Origin of the sequence: Vibrio sp. 10N.222.47.A9 (genome assembly GCF_963872585.1) — a bacterium.
Lineage (GTDB): Bacteria > Pseudomonadota > Gammaproteobacteria > Enterobacterales > Vibrionaceae > Vibrio > Vibrio splendidus.
Genome location: NZ_CAWNBB010000022.1, coordinates 67315 through 82058 on the forward strand (window position 1 = coordinate 67315; position 14744 = coordinate 82058).

The window sequence follows — 14744 nt, forward strand, 5'->3', positions numbered from 1 at the left end:
ATCTCGTATCTCGTATCTCGTGTTTCTATAGCGCTTTTTGAGTGAAAAACTGTTTGTCTTCCCAGCGAAGTATCGTCAAGTCTCCCCCCCACACACACCCAGTATCAAGTCCAATCACCTCTTTTCCTGAGTAACCTTCTAGCGCAGCCCAGTGTCCAAAAATAACTGTTTTATCCAGCTTTATACGTTGTGGTAGGTCAAACCAAGGCACTAGCGGCTCAGTTGTAATTTCGTTTGGTGGAAGTTTACAGGCCATATCGAGACGACCATCAGTAAAACAGAATCGCATTCTAGTAAGGCTGTTGATCGCATAGCGATAGCGCTCAATCCCTTCTAAATTTTGACGCCATAAGTCAGGCGTGTTGCTGTACATATTCTCGATAAGCCATTGCCACTGATCGGATTTTAATAAATCAGCTATTTCCAGACTTTCAATCCGTGCTCGCTCTAGATCCCATTGAGGTGAGATACCAGCATGAGACATCACGAACTCTGTATGCTCCTGAATTAAAGGCTGTTGTCTTAACCATTCGAGCAACTGTTCACGGTCTTCCGCATCAAGAATAGGTTGAGTCTTATCTTTTGCTTTAGCTGGAAAGAGCCCTAAGGAAACCGCAAGTAGATGCAAGTCATGGTTACCTAATACAACCTTAGCTGCGTCACCTAGGCTACGAATAAAGCGTAGTGTCTCCAATGATTTAGGACCTCGAGCGACCAAGTCACCAGCGACCCATAAGGTATCTTGTTGTTTGTCAAAGTTGACGGTTTCAAGCAGTAATTGAAGTTCGTCGAAGCACCCTTGGATGTCTCCGACAATATAATTCGACACAATAATTTCCTGTAGGTACAGATGTACGGCTAATTAAGAATATTAGGGATCGCGAGTCTAAATGGATCCACTTCAGTTATGAAGTCGATGCCTTTGTTATCTGTCATCACATAATGACCTTGCATAACACCCACAGGAGTTTCGATGACGGTACCACTGGTGTAAGTGTATTCGTCGTTGGCCTCAATCACGGGTTGTTGCCCAACTACGCCATCACCCTCTATGGTGAGTTGTTTGCCGTTGGAGTCGGTAATCAGCCAGCGGCGAGACATGAGTTGAACCGTTGTTTTGCTGAGGTTTTTGATGGTAATGATGTAGGCGAAGACGTAGCGGTTCTTCGTTGGTTCAGATTGTTCCTCTATGTATTTAGAGTGAACCTGACATTTGATACAAGGCGTAGATATATCCATATTCGCACCTTTTGTTGTTGGTATGCTTTAAAGTATTACATAAAAAACAGGCTCCTCACCGAAGTGTAGGAGCCTTTTAGAATTATTTGTCAGCGCTGTGAGTGTCGTACAACCAGTTTGCCATGTCGACAAACTGCTCGAGCGTTAAATTCTCAGGACGCATGCCAGGGTTAACACCCAACTCTTCAAGTACTTCTTTGTCGATTAGGCTCTTGTAGCAGTTACGAACCGTTTTACGACGCTGGTTAAAGCCTTCACGACATACACGATCTAGCCATTTCAGATCTTTTGCCGGGTAAGGTAGCACTTCGTATGGCTGTAGGCGTACTACTGCAGAATCTACTTTCGGTGGCGGAACGAAGGCCGTTGGTGGCACTTCTAGCACAGGCGTCACTTTACAGTAGTATTGAGCCATTACCGTAAGACGACCATAAGCTTTAGTACCTGGGCCGGCCGCTAATCGGTTAACCACTTCTTTTTGAAGCATGAAGTGCATGTCTTGCACGTCTTTATGGAACTCAAAAAGGTGGAACATCAATGGTGTCGAGATGTTGTATGGCAAGTTACCGAAAATACGTAGCTTGTTGTTTGGCTTAACAAGTTGTTCGAAATCGAACTTCATTGCATCGCCTTCATAGATCGTTAGCTTATCAGCCAGATCAGGATGGTTGCGAAGACGTTCAGCCAGATCTCTATCCAATTCGATAACGGTAAATTTATCGACAAGCTTACCCACTGGCTCAGTAATTGCGCCTAGACCAGGACCGATCTCTACCAAGTTTTGACCTGGTAGTGGGTTAATGCTCGATACGATGCCATCAATAATGTATGGATCGTTAAGGAAGTTTTGACCAAAACGTTTACGCGCTTTGTGCCCTAAGTGGACATCATTTCTCATTGCTTTTTCTCTACTAATTCAATGGCGTGCGTGAGCGCTGTTCTAAAGCTCCCTGTATCGGCTTGGCCTTTCCCTGCCAAGTCTAAGGCGGTACCGTGGTCGACTGATGTGCGAATAAACGGTAAGCCAAGCGTGATGTTCACTGAGCGACCAAACCCTTTGTATTTCAATACCGGGAGTACTTGGTCGTGATACATACCTAAAACAGCATCTGCATCTTGCAAATATTTTTCATTAAAGATGGTATCTGCTGGCAATGGGCCAACTAAATTGATGCCATCTTTTTGGCGAATTTTTTCTAGCGTCGGGGTGATGGTTTCTATCTCTTCACGTCCCAAGCAACCATCTTCACCAGCATGTGGATTCAAGCCACACACGTAGATAGTTGGTTTCTCAATAGCAAATTTTTCAACCAAATCTTTATTCAGAATTGCAATAATTTGCTCTAATCTGTCTTCGGTTACTGATTGAGATACATAAGCTAGTGGGATGTGCGTTGTTACTAGCGCAACACGCAGCCCTTCTGTTGCCAACATCATCACCACGAGCGGTGTATTGGACTTCTCTGCAAAGAACTCGGTATGGCCGCTAAAAGCAACGCCAGCTCGGTTAATTACACCCTTGTGAACAGGGCCGGTGACAATAGCATCAAATTCATCATTCATACAGCCAATTGCTGCGGTTTCTAAAGTATTTAATACGTAATGACCGTTCGCTTCATTGAGTTGGCCAGCTACGGCAGTTTCAGCCAGTGGAACGTGTTTCACAACTAGTGTTCCGGAGCGTTGAGGTTGCTTGGGCGCAGTTGAATCGTAATCCAACAGCTCAACCTTGATCCCTAACATTTCAGCTCGCTCTGCTAGTAGGGTTTTATCGGCACAAACTATGAGCTGATGTGGCCAGCTTTCTTGGGATAAGGCGAGAGTCAAATCTGGCCCAATTCCCGCTGGTTCACCTGCCGTAATGACAAGGCGTTTAGTTGTCATCTTGGTCATCCTCAACCATTTCAACAAAGGCACTTGCTCTTACTTCTTGCAGCCAAGCACCAGCTTCTTCGTTGAACTTACGGTTAAATAGAATTTGGTAAGCTTTGTTTTTCAAAGCTGAATCGGTACGGTCTACTTCTCGACGGTCTAGTACTTCAACAATGTGCCAGCCATGCACGGTTTTAAATGGTGCGCTGATCTTACCTTCAGGAAGCGTTTCTACTTGGTGCTTAAATTCAGGTACATACAAATCCGGTGTTTGGTAGCCTAGTTCACCATCTTGCACTGCAGAGCCTGGATCTTGGCTGTATTGTTGCGCAAGTTCACCAAAGCTCGCTTCACCCGCGTTTACACGACGCGTGATTTCCTCTAATTGCTCCTTGGCACCGTCGTCACTTAAGATGACGGTCGGTTTAATTAGGATATGACGAGCATTAACTTCCGTTACCGCTACCGTTTCCAAACCTTTAACATCTTCAATTTTTAGAATGTGGAAACCAACGCCACTTCGGAAAGGACCGATGATGCTGCCTTTATTCTGCATTTTGATTTGGTCTGCAAAAATGGTAGGCATCTCTTCTTTACGCATCCAACCCCAGTCACCACCTTGTAGTGCTTTAGGACCTTTTGAATAAGTATAAGCCATGGTGCTGAAATCTTTGCCTGAGTTGAGTTCCTCAACCACTTCTTTAGCTTGAGCTTCTAGTTCTTCTTTGGTTTGGTCATCATTAAAGCGAAGTTGGATGTGGCCGATTTTGTATTGAACGGTCGCGTTAGTCTCTTGCGCCAAGATATCCGCAAGGTTATCGACTTCAGCTGGAAGAATGTTGATACGACGACGCACTAAGGCGTTACGCGCTTCACTTGCCGCAATCTCTTTTCTTACTTGTTCGCGAAATGCATTGTAACTAAGGCCTTCTTCAGCAACCGATGCTGTTAATTGTTCTACAGTCTGGTTGTTGTCTTTCGCGATGCCTTCGATTGCTTGATCAAGTCGAGCATCATCGATACGAACCCCAATACGCTCTGCTTCTTGTGTTTGAATGGTATCGATGATCAGTTTTTCAAGCACTTGCTCATTGAGCACGTCTTGCGATGGTAGTGTTTGGCCGCTTTTCTTAGCATTTGCGCGCAGCGTCTTCATTGAAGCATCGATGTCGCTTTGTAAGATCACGCCTTCGTTAACGATAACTTTTACGCTGTCTAGTTCTACCGGCGCTGCGTAGCTTACTGATACAGTGCAAGCTGCTGCGATGGCAATTAATGTGCGTTTCCACAATGTCATGTGTAATCCTTTAAATTTACTGATGTTTTATCAGTAAAGAAAATTAGTTGTTTAAGAAGAATGGTCGGCCGTAGCTCAGTGCATTATCAGAGCTGCTTTCACCTACAGCACCAGAATCTGAGCCAATGTTGGTACCAAAACCAACAATACCGAAGTTCACACTGAAGTTATTTTCGTAAACTGGTGTTGCGTTAGGGTTGGTAACAAAATCACCTTCCCAACTGCGTAATTGATTGCTGTATGTGAAGCCTATATACCAACAATCAGACCTATAGTTTAGGGTAGTTAACCATTCTAGTTCTTCTTCAGTTGTTAGATCATAGAAGTACTGGGCACTAGCATTCCATTTAGCAGAGATTTGATAACCACCTAATAATCCCAATTGAGAGATTCCGTCTTTTGTTATTTGATTTATGTTGGTTATAGTGTCGCCAACATTATCTTCTATATACTCTTTTGTGACATAGCGATAGTTGGTTTGTACGTAACCGCCAGTAAAACGGTATTCTATTGTACTATTAGCAAGTTGCATTTCTGATGCGTCGATATCGTACTGCACACCACCATGATAAAAGAGGTAATCATCGTAGTTGAAATCGACCTCTACAGCCCATGAGGAGTAGTTAGATTTATCGTTTGGATCTGTGCCTTCAGGAGTACGTTTAGTATCTTTGTCAATATAAAAAATTTGCCCAAAAGACACATTTAAGCGTTCCCTATATTCATTATCAAAGAACCTAGAAGATGCACCGTAGCTAATTTGGTTGGCTGCCGCAATGAAGTCAACGCCACTGTATTTACGGCTTCTAAATAGGCCGTAGTAATCCGTTTGCAGCAATGTTGTGTCGTACAGAGCTATGTTAGATTGATCTTCTTCTGGTACATAAAGATACTGAACTTGAGGTTCGAGTGTTTGCGTGTAGCTCCCGATTAGCGTTGTATCTCTCTCTAAAACGATACCTGCGTGGCTTCTGAACTCAGGGATAATTCGGCTTACTGATTCTTCTAAATCTTTGTATTCGTCGCTTGATGTATCAACACCATCAAGATCTTGTTGATAGTATGTGCCGAGTAGTCGAGCCTCTGTTGTCCATGTGCCCCAAGTGTTTCCAACCGGAATTGTAATGCCAGGTTCAACGTGCACACGAGTGGCAGATGGTTTGTCTGAAGCGTCAGTATCGAATACTGAAACATGGCTGATGAGGTCGAAGTCTAAGTACTTCATCACTTCAGGAGCATAGTAGTTATACTCGAGTTGTGGCATGAGACGATAAGGTTGGTTGTTTGGAGTTAAGACCTGAAAATCTCGGACAAGCACCGATGCATCCCAGTTTTGAGAACGGTATGTAGCTTGGCCTTCTTGTAATAACTGGCCATCTTCACGGTTACCGATACTGCTTGAGCTAACGTCGGTAAAGTAATCTATATCACTGACTTTTGAGTAATCAACTTCGAACAACCAAGATTCTTGAAATATCCCGGAGTGCTCTAGTTGCGCGCCCCAACGATCGCCTTTTGCTTCATATTTTTTGTCATCTGGTAAGTATTCAGATTTGATACTACCTTCACCAAAATCACTTAGATAACGAAACTTACTGTTGAGTTGTGTGCCGCGCTCTTGCATGTACTTGAAAGTGGTTTCTAGATCGTAGTTGGGTGCTAAGTTCCAATAAATTGGGATTTCAGCTTCAAAACCATCGCTTGAGCCGTATGAGACGGTTGGATATAAGAAGCCGGTTTTACGAGTGTCGCCAATAGGAACAGTTAAATAAGGAAGGTAGAAAACCGGCACGCTCTGGATTTCAAAGCGTGGATTATAGAAGGTTGCTTGTTCTTTATTCTGATCGACGTCAATACTTGAGGCTCTTAAACGCCAAGCATTATCACCGATAGGGCAAGAGGTTATCGAGCCATCTTCGATCTCATAAACCGCTTTGCCTGTTTTTGCGATATAAACCGCATCACCGCGACCTGGTTCGCAAAGAAATTCGTAGTCGGTATTTTCTAGCGTCATTTCATCGGTAGTCAGATTGTTGGTTGCTCTGTCTGACACTGATTTGATTTGACCATCACTAAAGTTAACGTTGCCTTCAGCTACAACGATATTTTCTTGTTGGTGTAGGGTTACATTATCGGCAAGGATGGTCTTGTTCCCTTGCGTAACTCTTACGTCACCCGAATATATTGCCTTGTCACCATTGATAGCTTCTAAGCGATCTGACTCAACATGAGCGGGTAGCTGTGTCTCGTTTTCTGCAGCGGGCTCGATCAAGCATTGATCTATAGAGGGCATTTCCTGCACACTACTATCGGTGATTGTTTCAGCTTGAGTTGTCGACACGTATAATGCCGTACTTATAGACGCGGCTAACAAGGTGCGGGAAAAAGATTGCATGAAGTTGAACTATCCTGTGTCACTAGATGAAGGGTTGATCTAGTATCAATCCAATTAATAAAGCATTTTCCTTATGATAAAGGAAATATTAGCATTCAGCATCATCAGACAGCGTTACTCAGATAAAATTCATAGATAGAGAACACATAATGCAAATATTTGGCAAAATTTTGGGCGCGTTTTTTGGCTTTTTATTTGGAGGGCCGCTCGGTTTAGTTTTTGGCCTATTTTTGGGGCATCAATTTGATAAGGCTCGACGTTTAAACCAATCGGGGTTCAACAGTTCTGGTTTTGGCCGTGGACCAAGCCAAGCAGAAAGGCAAAACGAGTTCTTTAAAGCGGCTTTTGCGGTTATGGGACATGTTGCTAAAGCCAAAGGCCAGGTCACGCCAGAAGAGATTCAGCTCGCTTCTACAATGATGGAGCGTATGAACCTGCATGGCGAACAACGTAAAGCGGCTCAAGATGCTTTCCGTGACGGCAAAGAGAGTGACTTCCCGTTAAGCGATGTGCTTGAGCGTGTGAAAATCTCATCGGGTGGTCGTTTTGATCTTCTGCAGTTTTTTCTGGAGCTACAAGTGTCCGCAGCATTTGCTGATGGAAGCTTGCACCCGAGTGAACGTCAGGTTCTGCATAAGATAGCGCAAGGCCTTGGATTTTCTGCAGAACAGCTAGAGCGCCGCTTGCAGATGCAAGAAGCAGCATTTCGTTTTCAACAGCAAGGTGGAAGCTTTGGTGGCCATCAAGGCCATGGGCAATCATCGGGTTGGCAACAGGCTTCGCAACAAAACCAACTGGCCGATGCGTTTAAAGTTCTCGGTGTGAGTGAAAGTGCCGACGGTAAAGAGGTGAAGAAAGCTTACCGCAAGCTGATGAATGAGCATCACCCAGATAAACTGATGGCGAAGGGCTTACCGCCTGAGATGATGAATGTTGCGAAAGAGAAATCGCAAGAAATTCAGAACGCTTATGATCTGATAAAGAAAGTAAAAGGTTTTAAGTAATTGAATATAGACTGAGTCATGATATTAAATGACTCGGTTTTTTATTAAAGGGAATTATATGACGGTAACGTATCAGGATGTTCTAGAGTTTTGGTTCGATGAACTGACGCCAAAAGACTGGTTTACTGGCGGTGAAGAGATCGATACTTTGATTGAGTCTCGTTTTGCTAAACTGCACAAAGCCGCTATCCAAGGTGAGCTATTTGAATGGCGACAAAATGCAGAAGGGCGCTTGGCTGAAATTATCGTGCTTGATCAGTTTTCTCGAAATATTGGTAGAAACAGTCCGACAGCTTTTTCGGCTGATCCGATGGCGTTGGCTCTAGCCCAAGAGGCGGTAGCGGGTGGTTTTGATCACCAGCTTAACGAGCAACAAAAAAGCTTCCTGTATATGCCTTATATGCACAGTGAATCTTTGTTGGTTCATGAACAAGCCGTGGAGCTCTTTTCTCAAACGGGATTAGCACATAATCTTGATTTTGAGTTTAAGCACAAGGTCATCATTGAGCGTTTTGGTCGCTACCCTCATCGTAATGAGGTGCTAGGGCGAACTTCGACTCCTGAAGAGGTTGAGTTCTTGCAGCAACCGGGTTCAAGCTTTTAATTGTAGAAATACGGTCAAAGAATTGAGAAGAGGCTAGCGGTTAATAAAAACCTCTAGCCTCTTTTTGTTTAGCTGCATTCATGAGCTTTAACGTTAAAACTAGTTTGCTTGGTTAAGCGACCAATCATAGTCATAACTGATTTTTTCAGTGTTCGTCACCGGCTTTGTTCGATACTGGTCTAAGTGTTGAATGAGTTGTTTCTCTGTACCAAAATCCACAGCAAACCAATCGTAAATCGATGATAGTTGTAGTTTGTTGTTTCCAATCAACACGCCCTTATCGCTATTTACAAAATCACTAGCAGCTTGTTCCAACAAGGCTGCAGTATTGCCAGAGGTAAAAGCTTCAGACTGTAAGTTAGGGCATCCCAAACTCGCACAATTCACTGCATAATGCGTACGTGGATCTTGCCAAATCGGTCTTAAGATTCGATGTTCAATATCATTGAGTGTTAGTGACTTCCCGTTAACGATTACCACATCATCTCCCCATGGCCCAAAACTAAACAGTCCGCCGAGCTTGGTGATGGATTTTATTGGGTAAGCATCGAGAATTAGATCGACAGTCACTGCGTTGTATAGGTTAACCCAGTAGGCATATTGTTCCGATTTTGAGTAGTCGAGTGGATTCAACTGCTCTAACCTCTTGATGTATTGCTTGAGTTTTGTCTTATCTGCGGTGTTCACTGCTTGATAGCGAACTAGGGTATTTTGCCCTTGTTTAACTAAGTAGTTATCGAGAAATTGCTGCCAATCTTGGTGAGATACCTGTTCTAGATTGGTTTCGTCGCTTTGGTTCCAGTATGGCCAAAGATCAGATTTAGGCGCAGACCAAGCTAAGGTTGAGAAAAGTAGGCTGACAATAAAAAGTAGTTGTTTCATGGCATTCTCCTGATGACTGACTACTAAGACCTTATGCTTTACGATTTTCTTTCATAGCTCTTCAGTTAAATAGCGGAACTGCTCTGAATAAAGGGCTGAGCTTAATAAGCACATTAAGTTAAGCTAAAAGCTCAGCCAAATAAAAAAGGTTGGCACTAGGCCAACCTTTTATATGCACACAAAACTGTGTGATGCTATTTCAGGAAGCTAGGAATCTTAGCTTCAAACTCTGAAATCTTATCTGCGTGTTGAAGCGTTAGGCCGATGTTATCTAGGCCATTCAGCAAGCAGTGACGACGGAACTCATCAATTTCAAACGAGTACTCTTTTCCATTTGCACTGACTTTCATTGCTTCTAAATCAACGTCGATCTCAGCACCTTCATTCGCTTCAACGAATTGGAAAATCTCATCAACTTCTTGATCAGTAAGACGAACAGGAACCATCTGGTTATTGATCGAGTTACCGTAGAAAATATCTGCAAAGCTTGGCGCGATCATCACTTGAATACCGTAATCGGCAAGCGCCCAAGGTGCATGTTCACGAGATGAACCACAACCAAAGTTTTCACGAGCCAGTAGAATTGAAGCGCCTTTATAGCGTGGTGCATTCATTACAAACTCAGGGTTTGGTTGCTGGCCTGCGTCATCAAGGAAGCGCCAATCGTGGAACAAGTGCTTACCAAAGCCAATACGGTTCACTTTCTGTAGAAACTGCTTTGGAATGATCGCATCAGTATCGATGTTGGCCGTATCTAGAGGAACGACTAATCCGGTGTGTTGTTGAAAACCTGACATGTTAAATCCTCTAATTAAAGTTCACGAATATCGACAAAGTGACCAGCGATTGCCGCTGCGGCTGCCATTGCAGGGCTAACTAGGTGCGTACGACCATCACGGCCTTGGCGACCTTCAAAGTTACGGTTTGATGTAGAAGCACAGCGCTCTTGTGGACCTAAACGGTCATTGTTCATTGCAAGACACATAGAGCAACCCGGTAGGCGCCATTCAAAGCCTGCTTCGATAAAGATCTTATCTAGGCCTTCAGCTTCAGCTTGTGCTTTTACTTGCTCAGAACCCGGAACGATCAATGCTTGAACATGTTTCGCTACTTGGCGGCCTTTTGCTACCGCTGCTGCTGCGCGCATGTCTTCGATACGAGAGTTAGTACAAGAACCCACGAAAACTTTATCGACGTTGTAATCAGATAGAGATTTACCCGCTTCAAGGCCCATGTAAGCCAGAGCTTTTTCAGCAGATGCTTTTTCAACAGGATCTGCGAAGCTTTCTGGTGCAGGGATTGGTGTGTCTACTGAGATAACCTGACCTGGGTTTGTTCCCCAAGTGACTTGTGGTTTGATGTCAGCGGCTTCTAGCGTTACAACCGCATCGAACTCTGCCTCAGCATCGGTTTTTAGTGTGCTCCAGTATTCAATCGCTGCTTCTAAATCTTGACCTTCAGGAGAAAACTTACGACCTTTGATGTACTCGTATGTCGTTGCATCTGGAGCGATTAGACCCGCTTTCGCGCCCAGCTCGATTGCCATGTTACATACCGTCATACGACCTTCCATCGTAAGGTCAGTAATCGCCTCACCACAGAACTCAACTACATAACCAGTACCACCAGCTGCCGTTGTCTTGCCGATGATCGCGAGTACGATATCTTTGGCTGTAATGCCTTCTGCTACTTTACCTTTTACTTCGATCTTCATGGTTTTAGCGCGAGCTTGTTTTAGCGTTTGAGTCGCTAGAACGTGTTCAACCTCAGAAGTGCCGATACCAAATGCAAGAGAACCAAATGCACCGTGAGTTGCCGTGTGTGAGTCACCACAAACGATGGTCATGCCCGGCAGAGTAATACCTAACTCAGGGCCCATTACGTGCACAATACCCTGGTATTTGTGGTTTAGGTCGTAGAGCGTGACACCAAACTCTTCACAGTTCTTCGATAGCGTTTCCATTTGGATACGAGCCATCTCGCCAGAAGCATTGATGTCTTTAGTTTGTGTCGATACGTTGTGATCCATGGTCGCAAAAGTTTTGCCTACTTGGCGAACTTTACGGCCTTTTTCACGCAGGCCATCAAAGGCTTGAGGTGACGTTACTTCATGGACTAAGTGACGATCGATATAAAGAATTGGCGTTTCGCCTTTCGCTGCAACCGCAACGTGAGCGTCATAAACTTTTTCGTATAAGGTTTTTGCTTGCTGGTTTGTCGACATAGCTTTTCTTCCTTGGGAGCATCAGTCCCAGTGTTTGTTTCGAGCCAAGTCATGCTATTTAAGCTGACTTGGCTTGATATTATTCTTATGTACTTGCTTCTAATCTAAGCATCTAGCTTATGAAGCTAAGATGTACTCAGCGATCTTGTCGCCCATTTCAGAGGTAGTCAGCGCTTGGTTTTTGCCTGCAAGGTCAGCGGTTAGCTCGCCTGCAGAAAGTGCTTTAGATACCGCTGTTTCGATATCTTGAGCTGCGGCTTCTTCGCCTAGGCTGTAACGAAGCATTAGCGCTGCAGAAAGAATTTGCGCGACTGGGTTCGCGATGTTCTTGCCTGCGATATCTGGAGCGCTGCCACCTGCTGGTTCGTATAGGCCGAAGTTACTTTCGTTCAAGCTTGCAGAAGGAAGCATACCCATAGAACCCGTGATCATTGCGCACTCATCAGAGATGATGTCACCGAAGATGTTTGAACATAGCATTACATCAAACTGAGACGGATCTTTGATTAACTGCATGGTCGCGTTGTCGATGTACATGTGGTTTAGCGTGACATCTGGGTAGTCTTTCGAGATTTCTTCAACCACTTCACGCCATAAGATAGAGCTCTGAAGAACGTTTGCTTTATCGATTGAGTAAACGTTTTTGTTACGTAGACGAGCAGATTCAAAAGCAATCTTCGCAATACGTTCGATTTCGTAACGGTGGTAAACCTCAGTATCAAAGGCTTTCTCTGTTGCGCCTTCTCCTTCACGACCTTTAGGTTGGCCGAAGTAGATGCCGCCAGTTAATTCACGAACAACAACGATGTCGAAACCATTACCTGAGATGTCAGCACGCAAAGGAGAGAACGACTCTAACCCCTTGTGGATTTGCGCTGGACGTAGGTTACAGAACAGTTGGAAGTGCTTACGTAGAGGAAGTAGGGCACCACGTTCTGGTTGATCGTTTGGTGGAAGGTGTTCCCACTTAGGACCGCCAACCGAGCCGAAAAGTACCGCGTCAGATTCCTCACAACCCGTTACTGTCGCTTCTGGAAGTGGACAGCCGTGATTATCAATTGCGATACCACCAACATCATACTCTTCGCGAGAAAAGCTAATCGCGTGCTTCTTTTCAATCGCGTCTAGCACTTTATGTGCTTGTTGCATTACTTCTGGGCCAATGCCATCACCAGGTAGTACGGCAATCTTGTATGATTTATCAGTCATGTTAATCCTTTAATTCTTGTTACTGAGCTAGTTGGCTCGTTTTAAATTTTGTCCCTAAAGCCAACAACAGCGGCTCTAGGGCTCTGTTATTGGGTGCTTAAACTGTCGCGATTCTTTGCTGCTTCATTTCAGCGATGGTGTCTGCACGTTGAATGCTATTGATAACGTGCAATAGCGCTTGACCAGAAGCTTCAACGATATCCGTTGAAACGCCCGTACCGTGGTACTTACGGCCTTTATAGTTCGCAATAATATCGGCTTGACCTAAGCCATCTTCGCCTTCGCCTTTCGCGGTCAGGTCGAATTTATCCAATGCAATTTCGTAACCCGTTAAGCGGTAGATACATTGGTATAAAGCATCTACAGGGCCGTTACCGACAGCCGCTTCGCATTTCTCTTCATCGCCACATTGGAGCTTGATACTGGTGGTAGACATAACACTACCAGATTGTACGCTTAGGTAGTTAAGTTTATAGAAGTCATCTTCGTCACGTAGGTTCGCGAAGTGCATTAGTGCTTCTAAGTCGTAATCGAATACTTGGCCTTTACGGTCAGCCAGCTTCAAGAAGTCTTCGTACAATGAATCTAGATTGTATTCGTTGTCTTTATAGCCCATCGCGTCCATGTGGCTCTTAACAGCCGCTCGGCCACTACGGCTTGTTAGGTTCAATGCCTTGTTTTTCAAACCGATAGACTCAGGCGTCATGATCTCGTAAGTGTTCTTGTTCTTAAGCATGCCATCTTGGTGAATACCTGAAGAGTGGCTGAATGCGTTAGCACCGACGATTGCTTTGTTGTCTTGAATTGGCATGTGGCAAAGCTGGCTAACCAACTTACTGGTACGGTGAATCTCTTTATGATCCAAGCCGGTGTGAACACCCAAAAGCTCTTGACGAGTTTTGATGATCATTGCGATTTCTTCTAAAGAACAGTTACCTGCACGTTCGCCAATACCATTGATTGTGCCTTCAATTTGACGAGCGCCCGCTTGCACAGCGGCAATTGAGTTTGCAACCGACATACCTAAGTCATCGTGACAGTGAACAGAGATGATCGCTTGGTCGATGTTGGGTACGCGCTCGAATAGCGTTTTGATAATGCCACCAAACTCATTCGGTACTGTATAGCCTACCGTGTCTGGAATATTGATGGTTTTTGCGCCAGCGTTAATCGCGGCTTCAACCATACGACATAGGTTGTCGATAGGGGTACGACCGGCATCTTCACATGAGAACTCAACATCGTCAGTGTAGTTACGCGCGTGTTTGACGGCTTTCACTGCCATCTCGACAACATCGTCGTAGCTGCGGCGTAATTTGTCTTGTACGTGAACCGTCGATGTAGAGATGAAGGTGTGAATACGGAACTGGTCAGCAACTTTAAGCGCTTCTGCAGCGGCGTCGATATCTTTCGCTACGGCACGAGAAAGTGCACAAATACGGCTGTCTTTGATGTGTTTAGCGATGGTTTGTACAGACTCAAAATCACCTGGCGAAGAGATAGGGAAGCCAGCTTCGATAACATCGACACCCAGTCTCTCAAGAGCATAAGCGATCTGTAACTTCTCTTTTACCGTAAGGCTTGCAGCCAATGCTTGCTCGCCGTCACGTAAGGTAGTATCAAAAATTATTACTTGATCGTTCATGGGTGCTTCCTTATATCGATAATGAATCGATTGCTATCCAAATTATTATTAAGAATGATGTTCTTTTAAAAGTGCCAGTTACAAAAAAACCCGCTCAGTGCGGGTTTTAATATTTGTGTAGTTCTTGACCCACAACTTACCCGCGCGATTGGTTCACGATAAGGAGAAGTTTCAGCAGTAGAGAAGAAGAAAAAATCATTACACAAATATCCGTAAATAAACTGTTAACACCATATTTACCGTAATTTATTCTGAGCGTCAAACAAGAAAATCCAATATCAGCGTACATTGGCAGTGTTTTGGTTTGGTTTGTGCTGTTTTTTATTCTGTAGTTGGATAAATCGACTGATTGGTGGTTTTGTATTGGCGGGTT

13 protein-coding genes are annotated in these 14744 nt (G+C 44.3%); 2 read left to right on the plus strand and 11 right to left on the minus strand.

Annotation, left to right across the window (positions count from 1 at the left end):
• Positions 1-25: 25 nt before the first annotated feature.
• The 6 genes from apaH to lptD all read right to left on the minus strand — a co-directional run bounded on the left by apaH (position 26) and on the right by lptD (position 6803).
• Positions 26-829, minus strand: a complete 804-nt coding sequence (apaH, locus tag AACT19_RS05425) for a bis(5'-nucleosyl)-tetraphosphatase (symmetrical) ApaH (RefSeq protein WP_004735900.1) — start codon at positions 827-829, stop codon at positions 26-28.
• 29 nt (positions 830-858) lie between these two features.
• The gene (gene apaG, locus AACT19_RS05430) at positions 859-1239 is read right to left on the minus strand and encodes a Co2+/Mg2+ efflux protein ApaG (protein WP_004735899.1); all 381 of its coding nucleotides are present in this window, start codon (positions 1237-1239) and stop codon (positions 859-861) included.
• An 82-nt stretch (positions 1240-1321) separates the two neighbouring features.
• Positions 1322-2137 carry a 16S rRNA (adenine(1518)-N(6)/adenine(1519)-N(6))-dimethyltransferase RsmA gene (rsmA, locus tag AACT19_RS05435; protein ID WP_004735898.1) on the minus strand — a complete coding sequence of 272 codons (816 nt, stop codon included), beginning with the start codon at positions 2135-2137 and terminating at the stop codon, positions 1322-1324.
• Positions 2134-3123, minus strand: coding sequence for a 4-hydroxythreonine-4-phosphate dehydrogenase PdxA (gene pdxA / locus AACT19_RS05440; protein WP_076645652.1), 990 nt, complete (start codon positions 3121-3123; stop codon positions 2134-2136). The genes rsmA and pdxA overlap by 4 nt, the downstream gene beginning before the upstream one ends.
• Positions 3113-4408 carry a peptidylprolyl isomerase SurA gene (gene surA, locus AACT19_RS05445; RefSeq protein WP_017087006.1) on the minus strand — a complete coding sequence of 432 codons (1296 nt, stop codon included), beginning with the start codon at positions 4406-4408 and terminating at the stop codon, positions 3113-3115. The genes pdxA and surA overlap by 11 nt, the downstream gene beginning before the upstream one ends.
• A 43-nt stretch (positions 4409-4451) precedes the next feature.
• Positions 4452-6803, minus strand: coding sequence for an LPS assembly protein LptD (gene lptD / locus AACT19_RS05450; RefSeq protein WP_019350504.1), 2352 nt, complete (start codon positions 6801-6803; stop codon positions 4452-4454).
• A 149-nt stretch (positions 6804-6952) separates the two neighbouring features.
• Between lptD and djlA the strand changes: the two genes are divergently transcribed.
• Both djlA and AACT19_RS05460 read left to right on the plus strand, forming a co-directional pair.
• The gene (djlA, locus tag AACT19_RS05455) at positions 6953-7807 is read left to right on the plus strand and encodes a co-chaperone DjlA (RefSeq protein WP_017109327.1); all 855 of its coding nucleotides are present in this window, start codon (positions 6953-6955) and stop codon (positions 7805-7807) included.
• Between the two features lie 58 nt (positions 7808-7865).
• Positions 7866-8411 carry a DUF924 family protein gene (locus tag AACT19_RS05460; RefSeq protein ID WP_076645654.1) on the plus strand — a complete coding sequence of 182 codons (546 nt, stop codon included), beginning with the start codon at positions 7866-7868 and terminating at the stop codon, positions 8409-8411.
• 99 nt (positions 8412-8510) lie between these two features.
• Here the strand turns inward: AACT19_RS05460 and AACT19_RS05465 are convergent, their stop codons facing one another.
• The 5 genes from AACT19_RS05465 to leuA form a co-directional block, all read right to left on the minus strand.
• Positions 8511-9293, minus strand: a complete 783-nt coding sequence (locus AACT19_RS05465; RefSeq protein ID WP_029404982.1) for a DUF547 domain-containing protein — start codon at positions 9291-9293, stop codon at positions 8511-8513.
• A 194-nt stretch (positions 9294-9487) separates the two neighbouring features.
• A complete protein-coding gene (gene leuD / locus AACT19_RS05470) occupies positions 9488-10090 on the minus strand; it encodes a 3-isopropylmalate dehydratase small subunit (RefSeq protein ID WP_017096005.1) in 603 nt (200 codons plus the stop codon).
• Between the two features lie 14 nt (positions 10091-10104).
• Positions 10105-11517: a 3-isopropylmalate dehydratase large subunit gene (leuC, locus tag AACT19_RS05475; protein WP_076645656.1), complete on the minus strand. Its 1413-nt coding sequence runs from the start codon at positions 11515-11517 to the stop codon at positions 10105-10107.
• Positions 11518-11634: 117 nt separating this feature from the next.
• Positions 11635-12726 (minus strand): 3-isopropylmalate dehydrogenase, encoded by a 1092-nt coding sequence (gene leuB, locus AACT19_RS05480; protein ID WP_004735886.1) that lies wholly within the window; start codon positions 12724-12726, stop codon positions 11635-11637.
• 97 nt (positions 12727-12823) lie between these two features.
• Positions 12824-14371 (minus strand): 2-isopropylmalate synthase, encoded by a 1548-nt coding sequence (gene leuA / locus AACT19_RS05485; protein ID WP_076645658.1) that lies wholly within the window; start codon positions 14369-14371, stop codon positions 12824-12826.
• Positions 14372-14744 lie beyond the last annotated feature (373 nt).